At 60.2% G+C, this 20,896-nt stretch carries 22 protein-coding genes and 1 pseudogene; 7 read left to right on the top strand and 16 right to left on the bottom strand.

Translation table 11 applies throughout. The annotated features are described in order from the left end of the window. Nucleotides 1–96: 96 nt before the first annotated feature. Nucleotides 97–276: a hypothetical protein gene (locus tag MMB74_RS12110; protein ID WP_277428864.1), complete on the bottom strand. Its 180-nt coding sequence runs from the start codon at nt 274–276 to the stop codon at nt 97–99. Between the two features lie 727 nt (nt 277–1,003). Here MMB74_RS12110 and MMB74_RS12105 point away from each other — a divergent pair. The 4 genes from MMB74_RS12105 to MMB74_RS12090 are packed head-to-tail and all read left to right on the top strand — an operon-like array spanning nt 1,004 to nt 6,272. Beyond that, nucleotides 1,004–2,365 (top strand): heme-binding protein, encoded by a 1,362-nt coding sequence (locus MMB74_RS12105; RefSeq protein ID WP_277428863.1) that lies wholly within the window; start codon nt 1,004–1,006, stop codon nt 2,363–2,365. Between the two features lie 19 nt (nt 2,366–2,384). Next, nucleotides 2,385–4,466, top strand: a complete 2,082-nt coding sequence (locus MMB74_RS12100) for a ferritin-like domain-containing protein (RefSeq protein WP_277428862.1) — start codon at nt 2,385–2,387, stop codon at nt 4,464–4,466. 13 nt (nt 4,467–4,479) lie between these two features. Further along, complete coding sequence (locus MMB74_RS12095) at nt 4,480–5,436, top strand: DUF692 domain-containing protein (protein ID WP_277428861.1); 957 nt, start codon at nt 4,480–4,482, stop codon at nt 5,434–5,436. Then, on the top strand, nt 5,433–6,272 hold the full coding sequence (locus MMB74_RS12090) for a DNA-binding domain-containing protein (RefSeq protein WP_277428860.1): 840 nt from the start codon (nt 5,433–5,435) through the stop codon (nt 6,270–6,272). Before MMB74_RS12095 ends, MMB74_RS12090 begins: the two co-directional genes overlap by 4 nt. Nucleotides 6,273–6,456: 184 nt before the next feature. Here MMB74_RS12090 and MMB74_RS12085 read toward each other — a convergent pair whose 3' ends face one another. Then, nucleotides 6,457–7,056, bottom strand: coding sequence for a hypothetical protein (locus tag MMB74_RS12085; RefSeq protein WP_277428859.1), 600 nt, complete (start codon nt 7,054–7,056; stop codon nt 6,457–6,459). Between the two features lie 1,312 nt (nt 7,057–8,368). On the opposite strand from MMB74_RS12085, the gene MMB74_RS12080 reads away from it, so the two are divergent. Further along, on the top strand, nt 8,369–9,226 hold the full coding sequence (locus MMB74_RS12080) for a hypothetical protein (RefSeq protein WP_277428858.1): 858 nt from the start codon (nt 8,369–8,371) through the stop codon (nt 9,224–9,226). A 115-nt stretch (nt 9,227–9,341) separates the two neighbouring features. Here the strand turns inward: MMB74_RS12080 and MMB74_RS12075 are convergent, their stop codons facing one another. Next, nucleotides 9,342–10,211, bottom strand: coding sequence for a hypothetical protein (locus tag MMB74_RS12075; protein WP_277428857.1), 870 nt, complete (start codon nt 10,209–10,211; stop codon nt 9,342–9,344). Between the two features lie 528 nt (nt 10,212–10,739). Beyond that, nucleotides 10,740–12,173, bottom strand: a pseudogene (locus tag MMB74_RS12070) (tyrosine-type recombinase/integrase); the annotation flags it as partial. Nucleotides 12,174–12,362: 189 nt separating this feature from the next. Between MMB74_RS12070 and MMB74_RS12065 the strand changes: the two are divergent. Both MMB74_RS12065 and MMB74_RS12060 read left to right on the top strand, forming a co-directional pair. Continuing rightward, a complete protein-coding gene (locus tag MMB74_RS12065) occupies nt 12,363–13,952 on the top strand; it encodes a Mu transposase C-terminal domain-containing protein (protein ID WP_277428856.1) in 1,590 nt (529 codons plus the stop codon). Continuing rightward, nucleotides 13,952–14,821 (top strand): TniB family NTP-binding protein, encoded by an 870-nt coding sequence (locus MMB74_RS12060; protein ID WP_277428855.1) that lies wholly within the window; start codon nt 13,952–13,954, stop codon nt 14,819–14,821. The genes MMB74_RS12065 and MMB74_RS12060 overlap by 1 nt, the downstream gene beginning before the upstream one ends. Nucleotides 14,822–14,938: 117 nt before the next feature. Here the strand turns inward: MMB74_RS12060 and MMB74_RS12055 are convergent, their stop codons facing one another. The 12 genes from MMB74_RS12055 to MMB74_RS12000 form a co-directional block, all read right to left on the bottom strand. Further along, nucleotides 14,939–15,160, bottom strand: a complete 222-nt coding sequence (locus MMB74_RS12055; protein ID WP_277428854.1) for a hypothetical protein — start codon at nt 15,158–15,160, stop codon at nt 14,939–14,941. A gap of 354 nt (nt 15,161–15,514) precedes the next feature. After that, nucleotides 15,515–15,673 (bottom strand): hypothetical protein, encoded by a 159-nt coding sequence (locus MMB74_RS12050; protein WP_277428853.1) that lies wholly within the window; start codon nt 15,671–15,673, stop codon nt 15,515–15,517. Nucleotides 15,674–15,687: 14 nt separating this feature from the next. Further along, on the bottom strand, nt 15,688–15,894 hold the full coding sequence (locus tag MMB74_RS12045; RefSeq protein WP_277428852.1) for a hypothetical protein: 207 nt from the start codon (nt 15,892–15,894) through the stop codon (nt 15,688–15,690). A gap of 47 nt (nt 15,895–15,941) precedes the next feature. Continuing rightward, nucleotides 15,942–16,397 (bottom strand): hypothetical protein, encoded by a 456-nt coding sequence (locus tag MMB74_RS12040; RefSeq protein WP_277428851.1) that lies wholly within the window; start codon nt 16,395–16,397, stop codon nt 15,942–15,944. Nucleotides 16,398–16,428: 31 nt separating this feature from the next. Further along, on the bottom strand, nt 16,429–16,707 hold the full coding sequence (locus tag MMB74_RS12035) for a hypothetical protein (protein WP_277428850.1): 279 nt from the start codon (nt 16,705–16,707) through the stop codon (nt 16,429–16,431). A gap of 744 nt (nt 16,708–17,451) precedes the next feature. Next, entirely contained in the window at nt 17,452–17,862 is a 411-nt protein-coding gene (locus tag MMB74_RS12030) for a hypothetical protein (protein ID WP_277428849.1), read from the bottom strand. Nucleotides 17,863–17,914: 52 nt separating this feature from the next. Then, nucleotides 17,915–18,145, bottom strand: coding sequence for a hypothetical protein (locus tag MMB74_RS12025; protein ID WP_277428848.1), 231 nt, complete (start codon nt 18,143–18,145; stop codon nt 17,915–17,917). A 450-nt stretch (nt 18,146–18,595) separates the two neighbouring features. Further along, on the bottom strand, nt 18,596–18,814 hold the full coding sequence (locus MMB74_RS12020) for a hypothetical protein (protein WP_277428847.1): 219 nt from the start codon (nt 18,812–18,814) through the stop codon (nt 18,596–18,598). 25 nt (nt 18,815–18,839) lie between these two features. Continuing rightward, nucleotides 18,840–19,412 carry a biotin/lipoyl-containing protein gene (locus tag MMB74_RS12015; protein WP_277428846.1) on the bottom strand — a complete coding sequence of 191 codons (573 nt, stop codon included), beginning with the start codon at nt 19,410–19,412 and terminating at the stop codon, nt 18,840–18,842. A 27-nt stretch (nt 19,413–19,439) separates the two neighbouring features. Further along, nucleotides 19,440–20,153 carry an endonuclease NucS domain-containing protein gene (locus MMB74_RS12010; RefSeq protein ID WP_277428845.1) on the bottom strand — a complete coding sequence of 238 codons (714 nt, stop codon included), beginning with the start codon at nt 20,151–20,153 and terminating at the stop codon, nt 19,440–19,442. A gap of 11 nt (nt 20,154–20,164) precedes the next feature. Continuing rightward, entirely contained in the window at nt 20,165–20,428 is a 264-nt protein-coding gene (locus MMB74_RS12005; RefSeq protein ID WP_277428844.1) for a hypothetical protein, read from the bottom strand. A gap of 26 nt (nt 20,429–20,454) precedes the next feature. Further along, nucleotides 20,455–20,895 carry a hypothetical protein gene (locus tag MMB74_RS12000; protein ID WP_277428843.1) on the bottom strand — a complete coding sequence of 147 codons (441 nt, stop codon included), beginning with the start codon at nt 20,893–20,895 and terminating at the stop codon, nt 20,455–20,457. Nucleotide 20,896: the final 1 nt, after the last annotated feature.

Raw genomic sequence — 20,896 nt, 5'->3', positions numbered from 1 at the left:
GGCCGACTCAGTGCCGTACGTGCCAGCTCTTAGCCCTATTGCTCCTCGAGCGAGAGACCCTTGCGCCAGTCAGCAAGATCATCGTCGATGGCGCCGTCATAGCGGATCGAGTTCCGCGCGCAAATAGAAGTCGAAGGTCGGCAAATCGTCGCCCTCGAGCTGCTGGGCCGCGATCGGCAGAACTGCACCATGACGCAGCGCGGCCATGACCTCGCCACGGTAGTGCAGGCGCAGCGGATAGAACTGGCCCGGGTGCAAGGTGTAGCGATGGCCCATCGATGAGCGTCACAGGGCGACGCTCCCCGCCGGACAGCAGTTGCGTAACGATGACGTAGTAGCCATCGAGGCGCGAAATCAGGCAGATCTCGTAGGTGCCGCTCACGCCATGACGAGTGCGCGGCTGAAAGCGAATGGTCTTCTGGTGCTCGTCGCCGTCGATCTAATTGCCGCTACTGAGCATTACCCCGTAATGTTCAGTAGATTCGTAGGAATGTCGTCCCGCTCTTCCGGAGCCGCAGGAGCCGGCATAACCCAATAGAACGCGCCTAGCACGAGGCGATCTTCCTCACCCACAGCCCCTCCATTCTCTTCTCGGCCGCTGTGCGAGCGATATTAGTCGAAACGATCCACAGAAAAACCGACGCCAAGGTTTTCAGACGCGAAAGCCCTCTCGAATCTCACTATTTACGACGAACCGATAAAAATCACTGTTTGTGCAGAGCCTTTCTCGATCATACTGGTATCTGGCGATGTCGACCCATTTAACGGCAACAAGCATCCCAACCCAAATTATCGTTCCGAGCGAAACCGAGCTCATGAAGACGCCTTTTCATTGGCCGAGCTGAGATTCGGCTATGAATAAATGCCTTTTCAAAAATTTACCTGTCAACCTTAACAGCTACTTTTTGATCAGCACTGCGAGTGGAATAAAACAAGAGCAGCCTGCGGTCTAGGTCGAAGAATTATTAAATCCAACGTCAGTAACTACTTTTATGGTGGGCACATGGAACGGGGATTTTCAGCGCAAGCGGTTACGGTGCAGTCGAATCAAGGGTGGCAGTCAACGGGTATCACCGTCGACGGCAGTATCGGCGTGACCGTCGCGTATCAAACCGGTCAGTGGGAAGTGGACGCCGACGACGATGACGACGTGCCCTATGACGCGAATGGCAGTCAGATGCTGGACGCCATCGACGGTGCTCCGTTACCCAACAAGGCACTCGGTGCGCTGGTAGGGCGAATCGGCACTTCCGGACAACCGTTCTGGGTCGGTGACGGTCCCACGACGCTTCCCAAAGGCCAATCCGGCATGCTTCAGCTTGCCACCAATACCGACTTGAGCAAGGACCTAAGCAGCAATGTCGGCAATGTCACGGTATTCATCTACCCCGAGACCACCGTTCCTGATCTATCGACGCCCCTCGTCACCGAACCGCCGCAGAGTACCCCGGGCGTGCCGACGGAGAGCTTGGGACCACTCGCGTATTTGATTGGCACCTGGACCAACCAACCGCTCGGGAGCTCGGGCAAAGGCGGTACCGACAGTCCCTTCTCGTACAACGTCATGCCGTTACCGCAAGCCGATCCCTCGGCGCCTCCCGGCTACATCCTGAAGAACTTCTCCTACTACGAAGAGCTCACCTTTACGGCCATCCACGGCCCGGTTCTCAACCGCAACGGCAACGGTGCGCAAGTCGCCTATACGCTGTTTTACGAGCAGCGCGTCTATTTCGCGGAGGGTCCTAAAAAGGATGCCCTGGTACATGCCGAAAACGGCTCGATGTTGTTATTGGGCGATCAGAACCAACCGCTCGGCCCCTACGGGAACGGGTTCCTGCATGGCGTGGGCAATCAAACGGTCCTGGGCAGCATTGTGCCGAACCAGTCGTTCAACGTTGCGAAGCAGCTATCCGTGCCGCACGGTAATTCGATCCTCGCCCTTGGCTCGTACACCACGGGCAGCGGTGCCCCGGTCATTCCACCGGCGACGGTGCTGCCCTCAGCGGACATCGATCCCTTTCCCTACACATGGAAGAACGAGCCCACGAATCCGCAGCCAAGCTATACCGCCAATCCCAACCAAGCGCTGACGGACGCGCTGGCGATTCGAGCACCAACAAATTTCATCGCGCTGACCGTCAGCTCCGCGAACGGAAGCGGCGCAGTCAGCAATATCGGCTTCGAGCAAAAGTACAGCAACGTCACCCGCTACGACTTCACCTGCTGGCTAGAGAGCTTTGACGGTGGAAGCAGTTTTCCGCAGCTGCAATACAGCCAGACCATCACATTACTGCTGCAGATCAAAAACGGCCTCGTGTCCTTCCCGCATGTGACGACCAATACGCTGACGAAGAAATCTTCGTGACCGACTAGGAGAAATGAGTATGTCCCACCTCGATTCAACGGGCAAAGATCTGCCTGTGCGTCCGCTCAGCGAAGCGGAGCAACGCCTGGTGCGCCATATCGATGAGCATTGGAATCGCGCCCGCGCGTTAAGCGAGCTACGTGATGGGCTGCAGACCGCCGTCGAAATCGAACTTGCAACAGTACCGCTTTACTTGTTCGCCTATTACTCGATAAACCGTACGCCCGAAGGCTTTCCGGAGACCGAACTGTCCCGCTTCGCCGGTCAGGCGGGCGGCATCATGATGAGCGTCGCGGTCGAGGAAATGCTTCATTTGTCGTTGTCGTCCAACATGCTCTTTTCGCTCGGGGTGCAGCCGCAGCTCTATTTGCGCTCACCCTCGCCCTATCCAACGGATCTTCCGGGTCATGCCAGGCTCGGACCGGACCGCAAGCCGATGGCGCTTCCCCTGGCCAAGTTCTCGCGCGAGCAGCTATGGCAGTTCCTCGAAATCGAATATCCGGCGTCGGCGGATGCCCCGCCTGAGTTGAACAATTGGCAGACGATCGGCCAGATCTATTCCTTCCTTCGTTGCATCATCAGTTCGAAGCACATCACTGACGACGATTTCAAGTCGGGGCGAGCGCCGGCTCAGATCCAACCGTCCAACTATTCGCCGAACAACATCGACTCGGTATATCCGACTGCCGTCTTCAACTACGGCTGTCCGGTTCCGGCGCCCGCGGGTGGCTCAGCGGCGACCACCGCCGCTTATGCAAGCCGCGGCGATAGCCACGCCGGCCGCAGCGCGTTGATGACCATTGCATCGCGCAAAAACGCTCTCCAGGCGATTCAAACGATCGACGCCGAAGGCGAGGGCTTTGGCCCTGAGAAGTTCGACGATGAGAGCGACCACGAGCTCTCGCACTACTACAAATTCCTGACGCTGCAATCGCAACTCGTAGGTTACGATCCCCACGACGAAAAATTGCGGAACCTGCCGCCCCCGCCTCCGCCGGCGGCACGTCAGTTCGGCCCGGATGAGCTCGCGAAAATCATGTTCAATTTTCCCGACAATCCCGTTGCCGCCGCTTACCCGCCGGGGCGCCGTGAGCTCGCTGACATCGTCAGTGGTCTGTATCAGTACATGTTGATCATGACCGAGAGCATCTTCCTCATCGAACCGAGCCAGCAGAAGCTCTACTTCAATCAGACGCTGCACCGATCGATGATCTGGATCCTCGATAAGGTCATCCAGGCGATGCGCAAGCTCTCCTTGAACGGTGCGGATGGCTACCCCGGTACGCTCCAATTGGCACCGACTTTCGAGAACATCAATCTGGGCCCGCGCAATCAGGCCTTCGCTACGCTGGTCGCGATGTGTAAGGGGATGGATGCCAAATATAGCGGCGAATCCTGGTACAGCAGCGACGCGAAATATTTCGTCGACATGGTCCCGACTTTGCCGGATGTCAGCGGGCTATGGCAGGCACAGCCCGATCAGCCGACATTGGGCAAGCCCGGCTGTGACGTCAGCAAATATCAAGGCATTCCGAAGTTTCCCGCGACGCCGCCTGCGCCCGGCGATCTACTGGCTGGCGAGGTCCGGCATGCCTGCATGGGGTTGAACCAATGCAAGGGACAAGGACGCACCCGCGATAATGGGTGCGCTGGCCAAGGCTATTGCTCGACGGCGCTGGAATTCAACTTCGCCGACCCGGCCGCGCCACTCGTATCGGATCACACCTGCCGCGTTCAGAACGCGTGTGCAGGTCAAGGCGGTTGCGGTCTGTACGGCACGGGACATGAACAAGAGACGCCAGGCGCGAACGCCTGTGCCACGCAAGGCTGCTGTGCCACGCCGATCAACGCCGAGCGGTTCAGCACCGACGGGCACAACCGCGGAAAGAGCGTGTGGTTACGCGCACGCGAAGTCTTCACCGAGCAAACCTGGCCGGAATTGCGGAAAAAGAACGCGTCGTTGTCCGCTCAGCCGCCCGAGCCGCCGCATCCCGAATTGTTCCAGTATGGTCCCACCATCGAGTGGATCCAGGAATATAGCGGTCATGGCATGACGGCGTGCGGGGCCAGCGGCATGAGCGGCGCGGGTAGCTGCAGCTGAGGAGCGCTGAGATATGACGGCACTTCGAGGAGGCGCTGCTGCCGGGCATCAGCTCGGCTTCGGCGTCGGACTGCGCAACCAGCATTTCGACCATATCTTGGCAACCCGGCCGCCCGTGGATTGGTTCGAGGCGATCTCGGAAAATTTCATGGATTCGGGCGGCCGGCCGCGCGCCGTCCTGCGCCGGATCGCCGAACATTATCCGGTCGTACTGCATGGCGTATCCCTGTCGATCGGCAGTACCGACCCGCTCGATCGCGACTATCTCGCCCGCTTGCGGCAACTGGCCGACGAGGTATCGGCCCGCTGGGTCAGCGACCATCTGTGCTGGACCGGCATGCAGGGGATCAACAGCCATGATCTCCTGCCGCTTCCGCTAACCGAAGCGACGTTGGTGCATGTGAGCGCGCGGGTTGCCGAGGCACAGGAGTTTTTGGGGCGGCCCTTGGTATTGGAAAATCCCAGCACCTATGTCCGCTTCCGCCAGTCGACTCTGGACGAGCCGACCTTTCTGCGCGAACTCAGCCGGGCAACGGGCTGCTGGCTGCTTCTCGATGTCAACAATGTATATGTCAGCTGCTTCAATGCCGGCACCGATCCGGTCGACTATCTGGACCAGTTTCCATTCGATCGCGTCGTGCAATTGCACTTAGCCGGACATCAGCATTGCGGCACCCATATCGTCGACACGCATGATCGACCCGTTTCCGAGGCGGTGTGGCAGCTCTTCCACCTGGCTTGGCAACGTAGTGCGCAAGCGGCCACATTGCTCGAGTGGGATGGCGATGTACCCGCCTTCGAGCGTCTGTACGCCGAATTGATGCGGGCGCAACAAATTATCGATGGCGACGGTTCCGTCGATGCCGAGGCTGCCGACCCGCAGCAACGAGACGACGCAGAGGCGGTATCCACCCCGGTCGCATTCTTGGTGCCCGAGGTCATGAGTAACAGCGACACGTGCCAGTCATGAACATCGACCAGGATCGATTTGCGGTGCTGCAACACTGGATGCTCGACGCATTGGTCGCACCGGATGGCGTGAACGCCGACACCGTCAACGCCACCTTTCTGCCGGGGCCGAAGCTGTCGCCATCGGCCTGCCTCGCGATTTATCAGCGCAGCTACATCCTGCGCTTGCGCAAATGCTTGGAAGAGCAGTTCCCGGCCAGCCGCCACGCCCTGGGACCGGCTCTTTTCGCCGACTTCGCAGACGAGTATCTGCGAGTCTGTCCTTCCGAGAGCTATACGCTGCACGAGCTCGGCCGGCACTTCCCGAAATGGCTCGAGGACAATCGGCCGGATCGAGACCAGCCGCCGGAAAGACGCGAGTCATGGATCGATTTCATGATCGATTTAGCGACTTATGAGCGCGACCTCTACCGTCTGTTCGACGCACCTGGCCACGAGGGTCAGCCTTGGCCTGACGTGTCGGTCGACGACGACACACTGGTCCTTCAGCCTTGCTTGGTTCTAGTCGAGTACTTCTATCCCGTCGCCTGGTATTACCACGAGGTGCGTGCCGGGCGTTCACCACAGTTTCCAGCTGCCAAGCATTCCTACGCAGTGATCCTGCGCCGCGATTTCCTCACGCACACTTTTCCGGTCACTCGCCTGCACTACAGATTCCTGTCGCTTGTGAAACAGACTCGAAATTTACAGTGGTCTCTGGAGGCAATTGCCGCCGAGTCAGAGTTTCCCATTGACGACGTATGGAGATCCTGGCGCCGCGAGGTACGCCGATCTTGGCTGGAAGCGGGCTTCTTCGTCGAGAAAAAGGGCGATCAACGGCCCACACACCAGACTTGACCTTATCTCATTTTTACGCAGCCACCCGCGATACAGCCACGCGTAAAAGGCCTTATCGCGACGAAGCCAAGGAGCGGATCGTGACCAAAGAAACCTTTGTTTGGCATCCCGACGAAGATGACGTCTATGACGGCAACCTTGAACCGCCCCATGACAGGGGCTGTAAGAGAGAGCGGTGTCGAACTCAGCGATGCGATTGTGGTCGGCTTCCACCAACCAACGACACCGCGGCTCCTGGGGTCTGGGCCGCAGCAGTCGAATCGTTGTTCGCCGATGAATCGGCGGTGCGTTTCATTTCCGCCGCGATGTTCGCGAACTGCTGCTCGTAGGCCGCTGTATGGCCAGACTTCACGGCCGCGCGCACGTAGTCGTTCACCGTCGGGTAGGCACCGCGAACGTCGCCGAATGGTCCGATACGGGCGTACCAACTGGAAGGATTGCCAAAGCCCATTTGCTCCAGGCCCCGACGCGCTTCGGAAAAGAACGTGACCATATCGCTCACGGAGCCATATTCCGCCGTTTCCTTCATGCGCGCGGCATGCTCGATGCCGAGGCGTCCATTCTTGAAATGCCGGTTGAGCGCATCGAACTCGTCCCGCCGATATAGATTCAAAATCTCCACCGCGAGCGCCGGCAGCGACCGGTGCGCGGCGCCCGGGGCATCGGTTGCCACTTCCTCCGAAAGATGGATGCGACGCAGGCCAGGGTGCGTAAATGCTTTGGGCAAATGATCAGCTCTTGCGACCGTGATCGTGACGCCGCCTTCGTCGACTATTTTTTTCATACGCGCGCGAAACGTCGGGGATCGCTCGTGGAGCACCTCGAGTTTCGCGACGAGATTCGATACCTGCGGATCGTTGGCCGGATTTCGGATGTGCGTGGCAATAGCAGCCCAGGAGTTGGGCTTAGCCGTTGCGGCCGGTCGGGCCGCGGTCATACCTCTGCTGGGGAGCCCTTGCAGGTATGCATCCGTCGATGCTCGTCGACTACTAGACGCGGACGCGCGCTCGGCATTCGATGACGATGTTTGGCTCGTGCCCGTAGTGGAAGCAATCTGGTGCGCCCCTTGCGTGCGAGTGATGTCTATCCCCATTTCCGCGCTCTTGCTGTCGTAACCGATAAAGGCGAAGCGCCATGCTGCCCGAGCATGTTTGAAGTGCCGCATTGTCCGGCGAAATGCAAGATCGATACGCGAAGCCTTCGCGAGGCGTAGGCCGTATTAAAAATCACTGTGAGGTGGAGTCTGTGCCGAACTGATCTCGTGCCTTCGAAGATCTCGTCGTGCAAGCCTGTGCGCGGAGCCAACGGACGCGCGCTGTCGCGATATTGTGCATGGTGTTGTCCTGCCGACTGCCATCAGGCGCCGCATGTAAATGTGCTCGGTGGATCCGCGCTGGTCACACCTCCACTCAGTTGATCAAATATTGACGCTTCACACGAAGCATCGTGCCTTGCTGCGAACAACAGGATAGCGCTCGCGCGTCATGGGCTTTCCTTCTTGCGGGCGCCGCGGCGTCCCGCGGTACCGGACGTTGCGTTGTCGCGGCAAGCTTGATGCGCTACAAGCTTCGGCTGACGCGACGCAGGTTCGCCGCGCGACGAGGCCCATACCAGCAGCACTGTCAGACTAACTGATCCATCGCGTTGCGATTGGAGCAACGCTTGCCGAGGTCGTCGGCCGGCATGTTGCATGGTGAACGACAGAGCGGATCAAGGGTATGACACGGCCTGTTGCCGGTAGAACGCGAGGCTTGCTGTCCGCATTGCTCAGCGGGGACGCAACTGACCGGCAGTCCGAACAGCAGCCGTCGCAAGGACCATCGTTCAGCCATGCGTTGCACGGCGATCCCGCGCTGAGCGGCCTCACGGGCTGGCAGTCTCGCGAGACCAGCAGTCCTCATCAAGCAGGCGGTGCGACGCTGCGTGCACCATGGGCGGTTCAACCGCCCCCACGAAGTCACTCGCCGGAGGGACCTTCGCTTTTCGGCGCCATGCGCAGTGAACTGGCGCTGGACGTTTGGCTGCCGATGGGCGGATATCTACTCGCCCGGCATATCGACGGCCGTCCGATCGACGCGGCCGGTATCGACCGGCTCGTGCCTGCGCAGGAAGCCCTGGTCGACGCGCGGCAAGCGCTGCCGTTCGGGCGCGGCAATATCGACATGGACCTCCAGCGCACCAACGGTGCAAGCCGGGTGCGCACCCATGCGGCGAGACAGTTGCGGCTCGACGCGCAGATTGCCGACACGCAATTAATGCCCGGCATTCCGGCCTCGGTGAATCGGCACCTTCTCATTGCGATGTCCGCCTACGCGTTTCTCGCCGGCAATTGCAGCGAATACGCGCGGGTTGCGGCGTTCGCTTATGGTAGCCGCGCACAGCAACGGGGGCGGCCGGCCAGCGATGCCGTCGCCCTCTACGAACTGCCAAACGGCGAACACGTCTGGGCAGAAGCGCCGAGCAGTGCCGCCGGGCAATCGCCGGTGGTCATTGACGCATGGGCCGACGGCCCCGCGGTGTTCGTCGAGGACGCCCAGTTTCCGAAGGACCGGCGCACCGCCGCAACCGTCGGGTGGTTCGATCTGCGGCGCGCGGCGCGGGCCAGCAATATCGCCAGGCTCGAGGCTGAAAGCATTCGACGACAGCCCCGCAACGGCATCGCGGAACGGCTTGACAGTGCGGAACGGGTAATCGCCAGTCCGACCGCCGCGTTGTTGAGCGGCGAACAACCGCTTCCCAGGCGCTATCCACGGCCGCAGCGAATACTCTCCGATGCGTTCGCCGCACGCGTGCACGACCGCCTGGAAACGGGCGATCCACGGTATGCGTGTCTGACGGAAATACAGGCCGCCTGTATTGCGATGTCGTTCGGCAGCGAGGGCGTCAAAAGGATCGCGAACGACGCTGCGAAGATCGTCGGCAGCGCGACGGCGCTCACTGCCCGCGATCAATGAAGCGTCCGCGCCGACTGAATTTCGAGCCGAGCCACTGGGTGTGATGGTTGGACTGCTTTTCCTGTTGATCCCTCCAATCGGGCCGCGTACAGGCCGAGCGTCTCGCGCTCCACCGTCACATCGACGCCCTGTATATGTCGTCGATCCGCTTGGCGAGCGTTGCGAGTTCCGCCCCGCTCTCTTTTGAGATTTGCGCGTCGGTATCGAGTGCATGTCCGGCGTCCGGTGCCACGCGTTGGAATGCGGTCAGCAGACGACTATCGATCAGCCCACCCGACTGCCATCGGCCAAGCTCTGTCACCTCGGAACGACAGGCTTGGCTGTCCGGAGCGTTAGGGCATGCGGCCGTCAGCTTTCCCGTTGCGACGGGTACGGCTGCATTTATCGCGGCGATGCGCTGATTCAAGTCGGCGATCGCTTGTATGTTCTTGGATTGGGCGTCACGCACACTCTGCGCCGTCTGGTCGCGGGCATAGCTATCATTGTCGACCGCCAGGACGCACGACTGCCACTTCCAAGAAGGAACATGCGCTGCGGCGAGAGGCGTGATCGTACTCAGGCACCGGTTGTAGTTCTGCAATCGGACTTCATACCAGTTCCGCAGTCCTGCTGCCCGATCGATCCGCTGTCTTGCCCATGCGACATAACGATTTAAATCGTCATTGAGCTTCGCCGCGTCTCGCTGAACGCGAGCCATTGCATCGAATGCGGAGCGAGAAGCCGCAATGCGAGCACCCCGTTGCCGAAGAGCGGCCAGCATACTGTCATATGCGCCTTGAGATACTTCCTGAAAATGCTCGACCTGATTTCCCGCGCTGAGGGTGAGAGAGTCGCCGCTCAATGTCCCAACAAAATCCGTCGGACCGCCGAGCCAGCGTGCCACAGTCGCAAGGCCACCATTCAAAGACAACGCCACGTTTTCGCCCGTGACTGTTCCGGTCACGTTGTAGGCGGCGCTATTCTGCACGGATCCGTCGTCTTTCAAGCTTGTATCGTTCATTGAGCCCGAGAGATGTCCGCGGGGTGATTCGACGAGGCGGAACATCTCGAGGCCCGGCGGTGACTCAAGCGAACGCACGAAGATCCCCGAGACCATTCTCGGAGCGCACCCGGCGAAGAGCATCAAACTCACCGCCACGAGCACCGTGATTGCGCAGCGACATGTTTGGCGTTTGCTGACCATATCGGCCGTCCCCGTTTTCTACTGAGTCGTTGTTCTCATTACTACACAGAAGCGACACATTCATGCCGAGTGCCGGCGTCACGCGGTCATAGTCATTCCTCGAGCTCGCCAAGCGGCGATAAAATGTTCGAGCGCAGCACCATGCATAACTCGGTTCCAACCGATCGTGCGTCCCGTTGGCCCCATGGTCTAAAACCGTCGTTAGCCGGTCCGGGCACGACCCCGCTCGACTAAGCGAGCGGAGCGGCTCATCAGCCAATCGGCGTTTCTTTTAGTGTAGCGCGTCCCGGGAAAATCGCCCCTTGCCGCAGCCTCGCGGTCGTCAACGCATCAGCTCTGCATCAGTCGGGCGTGATACTTGGCCGCTTCCCGCCGCAAGCGGGACTGCTCCGGCGAGATGTAAATCGAGGTCGTGCCGAGGGACGCGTGACCGAGCGTTTGCTGCACCACCTCGAGCGCCGCGCCGCTCGCGAGCATCTGCGTGGCGACCGTGTGGCGAAACGCATGGGGCGAGGTCCGTGCGAGCTTGCGTCGCTCCGCGTCGGACAACTCGGGCAGCGCTTCGAGCAACAGATCGATGGCCCACTGCGTGAGGCCGCGTGCCCCGCGCACCGAATAGCCCCCCTTAACGTTGGTTACGCTGGGTGTGGCGTCGCCCTTCTCATCGCCGAATTTCGTGCGGGCCCGCGGCGTCGCCGGCACCACCAACGGCGCGACCAACGGCCCCTGCGCATCGGCCGCGTCGAAGTCCTGGCCGCGGTCATGCCAATGGGCGCGGATCGCCTCGACACACTCATCGCTGAGCGGCACGAAACGCTGCTTCATGCCCTTGCCGATCACCTCGAGCAGCCAGCTGGCCGGCGCGTCGTCGTCGGCCGGCAGCCAGACCAGCGCGGCCCGCGCGCCGGCGGCCGCCTCGGCGATGCGCAGGCCACCGTCGCCCAGGATCAGCAAGAGCGCACGCGCCGCGCGCCAGCGCGCCCCCACGGGGCCGAGCAGCGCGGCGCGTTCCGCGAGTGTCCCGCGCATGCGTGTCCACAAATCGAGCGAGAGCGCCCGCTCGACCTGCAGCTTGCGCACGCGTTTGACGGTCACGGGATCGGTTACGGCGCGCCAGGGATTGCCCGCGAGATAGCGCACGTGGACAAGCCAGGTGAACGCGGCGCGGATCGCGCGCACCGCGTAATGCCGACTTTCCGGCCTCAAGCCGCCCGGCGCGAACGGGCGCCATTGGCGGCTCGCGCGCGCCACGGGCGGGCCGGTGAAGCGCTCGCCCGGCGCTTTCAAAAATGCCTTATACGCTTCGCAATCCTCGACCGTCATCGACGAGAGCGCGACGCCGCGCTCGGCCACGCACCACAGCACCAGCCGCTCAAGTTCGCGCTTATACGCGCGCTGCGTCTCGGGCCGGTCGTCGTACCGATGCAGATAGGCGCGCACGGCATCGAGGTCATGCGCCGCGCGCACGTAGGCGAAGCCCGGCGCGCGATTGGCGCCGCGCCCACCCGACAATTCGGCTGGCACCGCGAGCCGCTCGAGCGGCGCCAACTGCGCGGCGCCCGTCGTGACCAGGATCGTCGCGTTTGTGACCGGCGCGGCCAGCGGATCGGTCAGCTCGACGTCGTCCTCGACCGTTTGGCCGATCGACGTTGCGTGCCGGCGCAGCCAGGCCACCAGCACGCGTGCGCGCCCGACGCCGATGCGCGGCACGGAGCGCCACCAACTGCCCCCGCGGCGATTGTTGAGCTTCTCAAATTCTGCTAGCGGTGATCATAAAATCCGCTAGCGAGAAATTGGCGCAACCCATTGATCTATATGCGTTTTGATCCCCTCATCTGCATCGCTTCGTCCTGTGGCGATCCGGCCACTTTTCCGTCGCGCTGTTCGCGAAACTTGCTAGCGACCAAACCATGGTCTTAAATTGCACTAGCAACCGTTTCTTGCAGAGGCGCTATGTCCCTGTCGGCCATGTTAACCGAGCGGGAAATCGAGATCGCGCGCGTGTTCCACCCGCTGGGAACCAAGCCGATGACGCGGCCGCAGGCTGCGATGGCGGCACGTCTGCTCGGAGTACATTGGACGACCGTGTACCGCCTTCGGCAGCGCTTCTTACGTGACCCCGTCGCTTCCAGCCTGATCCCGGGCAAGCGGGGGCGCGTCAATGAACCACAACGCCTTGCAGCGACCGTCGAAGCCATCGTGCAAGATGTTGTCGAACGCTGGCTACCGCAACAGCGCCATTTGGCGCATCCTGTCCTGGACAGCCATGTCGAAATCCGTCGACGTTGCGCCAAGCACAACTTGCCTGCCCCCTCGCGCAGCACCGTCTCGCGTCGCATAAAAGCCCACTGCGATGCCGAACTGGCCCGCGCAGCGACGGAGTCGGCAGCGTCCATCGCGCCGGGTGACTTCGGTGCCGCGAAACCCCTTGACATCGTGCAGATCGACCATACCCAGGCCGATGTGTTCGTCGTCGACCGATTTTCCCGGCGGGTCATCGGCCGACCTTGGTTGTCGGTGGCCATCGACTTGGCCACACGCTGCATTGTGGCGTTCTATCTGGGCATGGAACGCCCTAGTGCCGCGACGGTGGCCCTGCTAATCAGTCGCATTGTGCTGCCCAAGGCCGATTGGCTGGCCTCCCTCGAACTGGACTTCGATTGGCCGATGGCCGGACTGCCCAAGGTGCTGCACATGGACAACGCCGCGGAGTTCCACTGCCGGGCCCTGCGCTTGGGATGCGCCCAATACGGTATCGAGTTGCAATACCGCCCTGTCGGGAAACCTCAGTTCGGCGGCCATATAGAGCGGATGAATCGCACGCTCATGCAGCGCCTGAAGGGCCTGCCGGGAGCTACTGGCAATTCGCCCAAAGGCCGCAAGCAACTCAAGCCCGAACGGCAGGCCTGTCTCACGCTCAAGGAATTCGAGCGTTGGTTGGCACTGGAGGTCGGCCAGCGCTATCACAATAGCCCACACCGCGGTTTGTTCGGCGCCACACCGTCCGGCTGCTGGCTCCGGAAAGCAGCCGATGCGCCGGTGCGTCTGATCGAACCCGGTCCCGACGCTGCACTGCGGCTGCTAATCGATTTCATGCCTGTAGCTCGGCGCTCGATCCAGCAAGACGGATTGACCATTTTCCATATTCGCTACTGGCATCCAGTGTTCACCGCCTGGCGTGCCGATCGGCGCACTGTTCGCGTGCGCTACCACCCGGAGGACTTGTCGCGCGTCTATGTCTCCGTTGACGGAAGCCACTACGTCGAGGCCCGCTATGCCGACTTGCGTCGTCCAGCAATCACATTATGGGAGCAACGTGCCGCCGTACGATGGCTGCGTGGACAAGATCATCCGCGCCTATCCGAACTATTGCTGTTCAAGGCCATCGAGCAACAGCGCGAGATCGTGCAGCGCGCTGCACGCCAAACGCGCCGCGTACGCACGGGCAAGTCCGTCAACGTCGCGGATACGGCGAGCGCTGCAACACCCTCGCACTTGAACTACGACAAGAAGGTGGCCGCCTTTCCGGTGGAGATCTGGTGATGCGCGGCGGCGAACTCAAACACCTGCATCCGGCGGTACGCGAGATCGCCATGCTTGGCGACGCCGAGCGCATTGGCCTATTACAACGCGAACGCTGGATCGATTATCCCCGCGCCAGCGAGGCGCTGGGCCGCCTCCTACGTCTACTGCACACGCCTGAGCGGCAACGCATGCCATGCATGATGCTGCATGGCCCCTCCAACATCGGCAAGACGTTAATCGTTGCAAAGTTCCTGCGCGAGCATCCTCCGGTCTTCGACGAACTACGCGGCGTGGAACGACGCCAGATCATCGCCTTGCAAATGCCACCGACGCCAGATCAAGCGCGCTTCTATCGCGCACTGCTGTTCGAGCTAGGTGCACCGCAGGCCGCCCGCACGACGCTAGCGGTACTGGAGCAACTTACACGAGATTTACTTCGGCGCATGGCACCGCGTATGCTCGTCGTTGACGAAGTGCATCATCTTCTCGCCGGCAACTACCGCGAACAGCGCGCATCACTGAACCTGTTGAAGTACCTCGCCAACGATCTACGCATCAGCATCGTGGCAGTGGGCACCGACGACGCACCGGTGGCACTGCAGACCGATCCGCAGATGAGCAGTCGCTTCACGCCGTTGGAGCTGCCGCGCTGGAACGAATGCGATGAGTTTCGAGCGCTGCTTGGCGCTTTCGAACAAGTGCTGCCACTGCGGCACGGTTCTGACTTGCAGCAGCGCCCCTTCGTACAACTGCTGGTCGCTGCCAGCGACGGCCTGCTGGGTGATGTCTCCCGTATTCTCAATGCGGCGGCCGAGCAGGCGATCTTGGACAACAGCGAGCGTATCACGCTGCGGCACCTACAGCGGGCCTGCGATGCGCGAACCTGAGCGAGCGTGGCCGTTGTGCCCTCGTCCATTTGCCGATGAAACCTTCGGTAGCTGGTTCGGCCGGGTTGCGGCGCGCTATCGCCTCGATGTCGATCAATTGGCCGTGGCCGCTGACATTCAACTCGACTTGGGCCCGAACTGTGAGAGATGGCTGACGATAGCACCCACCGAAATCGATGTGCTATCGCGCATCTGCTCACTGGCGCGCGTGACCCCGGATGCGCTGTCGGCACTGGCCGGCAACGCCTGTCCGCCTTCATGCCCAATTGATTTGTGGTTCTGCTGCCGATGCGTATTCGTCAATCCCATTGAAATCGAATCACCGTATTGGCGTTTCACTTGGATCTCGGAAGGCCCTGGCGCATGTCCAATCCATCGCGCCGCGCGCGAACGGTTGCCGCCCGCCGCGCTCACCAAGGCCCGCAACATGGATAAGCTGCTCTCGTATATCAGCGAGCACCGTGCGACGCTGTTCGAATGGGAAGCTCCCCGGCAAGTCGCGCGACAGCATCGGCGCCACGGCCGACGCTAGCGAATTTCGTGCACACCGCTAGCAGGTTTCGTGACCATGGCTAGCAGAATTTGCGAGCTTCAACAACAAGTTGCACATCTGTTGTCCTAGAGTTCGTGAATCGCGAGCCGCATCTGCGCGCCATTGCGGTCGCTACCCGCGATAGTCGTCCACCTGCGGCCTCATTCATCGACTTCTATACCGGCGGGTTGCCAATGCTCGGGGTTGCGCAGTCTGTTCACCCAGCCTCGAATCTCACCGTGGAAAAACACCACGACGCCACCCTTGCCAACAAGCCCCTCCTGCTCGCGATAGCGACGCGCGTCCTCGATCGTTGTCACGGTCGTTTTCCGGTTTAACGCTTGCGCTTCGATATAAGGAACTCAACAACCACCGCCACCAAGAACAGCGGCCACAGCCACATCAGTTCGAGAAATGGCGCACTTACGCCCCACCCTCTTGGGCTAAGTTTTCCGGATATGGCGGTCCACAGGGTAATCACGAAGCCAATGGTCACATACGCGAGGAGCCAGTAGAGAAACAGGTCGCTTTGGTTCGCCATCTTGGGTTCTCCCGTGCGATGCCAATCTTGTCCCGTTTTCCTTTGGCTCACCCAATCTCGTGTGCAAGGGCGTCGAGTTCCAACGGGGCGGCTTCGTATCCGATCGTGGCAATCTGTCTCAGGTACTCCGGCAGAAAAGCCTTGATTGAGCCGCTACGCTCGTACTGGTGGACATGTCGGCATTCGTGGGTCAGCAACCGCCGGCTGCCGCGACCCTCGACCAGAAAAATCGCATAGCCCAACGTAAGTCCCAAAACGTGGGATCCGAGAAGACCGGTGTCTTGCGCAACTGTCCTCAACCAAGGATCTGTGGGCATTGGAAGGCTCGGCGCTGTGACGACGCGGATCTTCTCGGGCATGCGGACCCCGACGGCTCGTGCGTCGGCTATCTCATACGGTCCCAGTGGCGAGCCGACGACGAGGGCATTCCGCTCTTGTTCTTCGGCCCACATAATCGCTGGCTCTACGAGCTGCGGCAATACGGTTTTGAGGCTTATCGTCATGCCCATGTTTCCTATATCCCTGAGCCAGCGACTACTTCACCATCCCGAGAGGGTGCGGGCAGTCACTACGGCCAGTATTGCGGCCGAAGATGCCTTGCGACGATTTTTCGCACTGTATCGAGATCGCTGTATCCTGCCCCCGCATTTCCATAAATCTCGCCCGACGTGCAGCAACCTGGCGCTCCGCACATTGAGAAAATTCTGGAGTACCACGGGCATAGCCCATTACCTCGCAATCGTTGGCAGCCCGCTGGGCCGCACACCCTGCAAGCACCAGTGCGCATGCGAAGACGATCAGCAGATGTTTCATCCCTTCCCCCGTTCTTTTCCTTGGCTCAAATCTTGACGCTGAACGTCACGCCTTTGGGACCGGACGCTCGATCCGCAGTTTCATAATCACCGTACACGCCTTCAAAGCGATGGACGTCCATCGTCCGGTCGTAGGTCTGCGCGACATAGACGAACTACGGGTCGGCCTGCGGACCAACTACCTTGACCTCACGAACCTTTGATCCCGGCCGATCATCAGGTCGAGTCCGATGAACACCAGCGTACTGGTCCCCGCCCATTGCGTCATCGATAACAACAAATACGTTCATGATCTGTTCTCGTTTTCCAGCGCCAGTCGAGCCGGCGCGTTTTCCGCTCTATTTCGCCTGTGCTTCGGCTTGTCTACTAAGAACCACCCATAACGTCGTGAGTAGCACAACAGCGCCCTCAAGCAGAATCATACGCATGAGATTCCCCATCGATCCAACCGACCCAAGGTTGCGCACTGGTCCATTGAGGAAACGGTAGGTCTCTTGATCCTTCACGAGCGCATTGTTTCGCTTGTTCGATGCTGCGATCGATATCGGCTTGCGTCATCGTCCTGACATCCGCTTTGGCGACGTTCAAGCACTCCGGCGTTAGCGGATTCGTCCATGGCGTCTCCGTGAGATAACCATTGAACGGGTTGTGGGCAAGCAGCACAACAATCGCCAAGCAAGACCCGACGAACATTCCAATGCGCTGCCGGCGTTGTAGACGCCTAGGTGCCATGACGTTTTCCCGGTTATTTTGACGGCTTTCCGAGCAACCTAATACCGTAGTGACCGCAGGCCTCAGACAAGGCGGAGTACACCACGCCATGCATGTCGTCGCCCCACAGCACTGGATTGGAATCGAGGTAACGGTCGACAATTGCGGTCAACTGTTGGTCTGTCATGTTCATCCGTTCTTCACACTGGCCGAGCGACCGCGCTCTCGGCAAGTCGCTTGTTGCGATCATCGGGGAGAAAAGCATCCCGTCGAAAACCCCCATTACGTAGGCTCGTCGCATCATGTCCGGCATACCACGGTAGCCGTTCCCGGTTTCGAATGAGTGATGGATGAACACCCCCTCGGTCTGCGCTTGAGCTTGTGCTGACGCCAATGCTGTCGGTATGGCGATAGCCATTACGAGTCTTCTCAGTTCGCGTAGCATCAGTTCTCCTTGAGAGTGCATCGGCGCCGTCACCCGTCCCGTTTTCCGATTGCTATAGGGTTGGCAGTTGCATTTTCACAGTCGTCGCCATTGCTGTCAGCGCCGCCTTCGGGGCTTGTGACAAATACGTTTGGAGGGCTAGAAATTCCGGCGCAGCGCTTATGAGTAGCATCGGGCCCTCGCCATCGCGATACACACTGTCTAAGACGGAGACGATTACCTTTACCGCTTCGCTTGGCCTTGGATCGAACACCTCGGGATCAGCGTCAACCACCTGCTTCATGTCAGCCTCCACTGCGGCTGCGAATAGGTCAATCACGTCCAGCAAGTTCTTTTGTTCGATTGCGCTAAAGCGCGACCCATCAGGCCCAACCAGCTCTTTTAGTCCCAGCGAAAGCCCATTGCGCATCTGGGCCAGGACAGAAGCCGGTGCATTTAGAGTGGCCCGCGTGTACGCCAGATAGCTTCCTGCGTAGAGCGCAGTCAAGTACAAATGAGCTACGGCCGGCTTCGCCGCAATCAGATGCCCCCCCTTGCACCCCTCGTCCCGGGCTTCCTTCGCCGAAGCAGCTATCGAAAAGTTCCGCCGCTGGTCCGTGGGATAAGCGCATCAGCACACGTCCGAAATCACCCGGCGTATGCCTGCTGCCGTCGGCAAGGGCAATCACTGCCTGGCGCTCCGTGGTTGACGGTTCCCTAAAAAGCCACTGTAGGATGCCCATTGTTTTCCGTGTCACCCGATCTGGATCGTCCCGCGCTCAACCAAGCTACGGAAGTCGCACTCCGTGAAGCCTGCATTCGAACTGGTGAAGTCGGAGATGTAAAAGCCGACTTCCTCTCGCAGGCGATCGCGCAGCAATTTCTGAGCATCGCGATCCGCAGCCCGAATCTGTCGTAATAGGTCACACGCACGCTCCGCCTCGGCCGCTGAAAAGACGTTCTTGCCCTTCATGCCGACTCCTCTCGCATTTTCCTATTCAGTCCGCTTCGTTGTTCTCAATCACAAGGATCGGGACACCGTCCGATATTACATCGCCGATCTTCACCTTCAGTTGCTTGACGGCGCCGGTAATGGGACTCGGCACATCGGTTGCCGCCTTGTCGGATTCGAGCGACACCAGCGGTTGCCCCACTTTGACCTTATCGCCCACCTTTACGAAAATCTCTACTACCGACATACCCGCAAAAGACGTGTCCTGCACTTCAACCTCGACCGGGCCACCGCTCGCGGAAAGCGGCAGCACGGCGGCAACGCGCGGTTGACGGTGTTGGGACGCAACATCGACGCTGCGATCACATTGACCGCTACGGCGTTGTCGTCGGCGTTCTTTGAGCGCATCCCACGCCCACTGCGCCGCGATCAGGATAAGCCACACCACAATCAGCACCAGCCAGCCCCAGGCGGCAAGGACCAGAAAGGCAGCGAGACCCATCATGCCGCCAACGCCGATCATGCCGTACTCGCGCGTGCGGTTCCCTGCGAGGAAGCCGGCGATCATCCCCCCGATCACGAACACATAGCCTCCAACGCTGTGATCGGCGAGGTGCATCCGCTTCTCCCAATTTTCCTATCTTTCTTAAGTGCCCACAGCACAGCCGATTTCGCTCAGCTCAAACTTGACGTGGTATTCGAACAACCAGACGTCTTGGAATGCAGCAATGGCGTATCGCAAGTTGTCGCTGATCCGATGCGCCACTATCACCCCATGCACGGGGCGCCCGTTTGCGAGGTGGGTCTTCACCCACCCCATGTATCGCGCAAGTTGCCCGATTGCCTTGTCTGGAGCCCGGCCGCGCTTCAACTCAAAGACTACAAACCCGCCATCCTGGTCGACGGCCAGTATGTCAATCGGACCCACGGCAGTGGGATACTCGAGTCCATCACCCCCGCCTTCCGTATAGAGCCGCAGTCGAGCTGTACCGACACGGATAGACTCGATGTTGTGCGCGATGAACTCTTGCAACTGACGTTCGAGTTCGAAGACTGTCTCGCCAAGTTCTCCTGCCTCATCATCACTTGAAGAATCGTCGCCCGCGACGCCGCCCAGCACTTCGTCTACCGCTTGGGCGGAAGCTGGCGGGGTGATGCGGACCTCAGTTTCGGTCTCCTGCACCGACCAGCCCATGCGTTGAAATCCTCGCCTCAGCATTTGTGAGTTGGTGAAATCAGGATCCATTTCGGGCGGGCTCTGATCGCGGTGCGCGCGGCACCACTTCTTCATGGGGTGAAACTCAATGCCAGCGCCGTCGGCGGACGCCTCGACGATCAGATAGGTTTTCGGAGGTCTCATCGTTTTCCATCTTAGTTGAAGACGCCCGCCTTCAGGTCGTTCTCGAAGTCGACGATCCAGTGGCTGACGTGACCGCCATCGTAAAGCTTCACTGTATCCTTCCCCCGGAGCGCCACGGTGACTTCCCGCCGAATCGCGCCAACTGCGCCGCCCGCCGGATATTGATCTTCGTCGCGAACTTCAAACTCGGCGACAGTGCGCCCGTGCCTCTTGCACACAGCCGCAAAATCGTCCTGTTCGTCCTGCCGGAACTCATGAAGTAGATGGTTTGCCATCACGCCCTCCGTCTCTTTTCTCCGTTCTATCTCTCGCTGGCTGAAGGTTCCTGCTTTCGATAAATCCACGGATACTGCTTTCGCAACTGATCTTGATACTCAGGCTCGTCTTTGGCCCATGTTTCCGCATCTTGCTCGTTGATGAATAGCGTCGTTGTCCCGTCGCCCCAGTCCTTCGTATGCCCACCTTGGCGGTAGCCATCGTAGTCGTTGTAGAGACATGTAAGCAAATGGTTCGCGTCAGCTTTCGGAAAGTGCTTGGCGACGACAGCAAGATACCTCTGTTCCGCTTGGCGCAAAGGGATCGGGTGCGGAGACTTTGCGAGGTAAAAGCGGGCAAGAGCCTTTTCGAACTGAACGAGTTCTTTTTCGGCGCCATCGCTAACCGCAGGCTCATTCTGCTTGGACGTGCGCTTCCAAGCCCAAATTCCCAAGACCGCCAACGCGATAATCACAATGTACGCCACA

Source organism: Trinickia sp. Y13, assembly GCF_029522115.1.
Classification (GTDB): domain Bacteria; phylum Pseudomonadota; class Gammaproteobacteria; order Burkholderiales; family Burkholderiaceae; genus Trinickia.
This window is presented reverse-complemented; position numbering and strand designations above follow the sequence as displayed.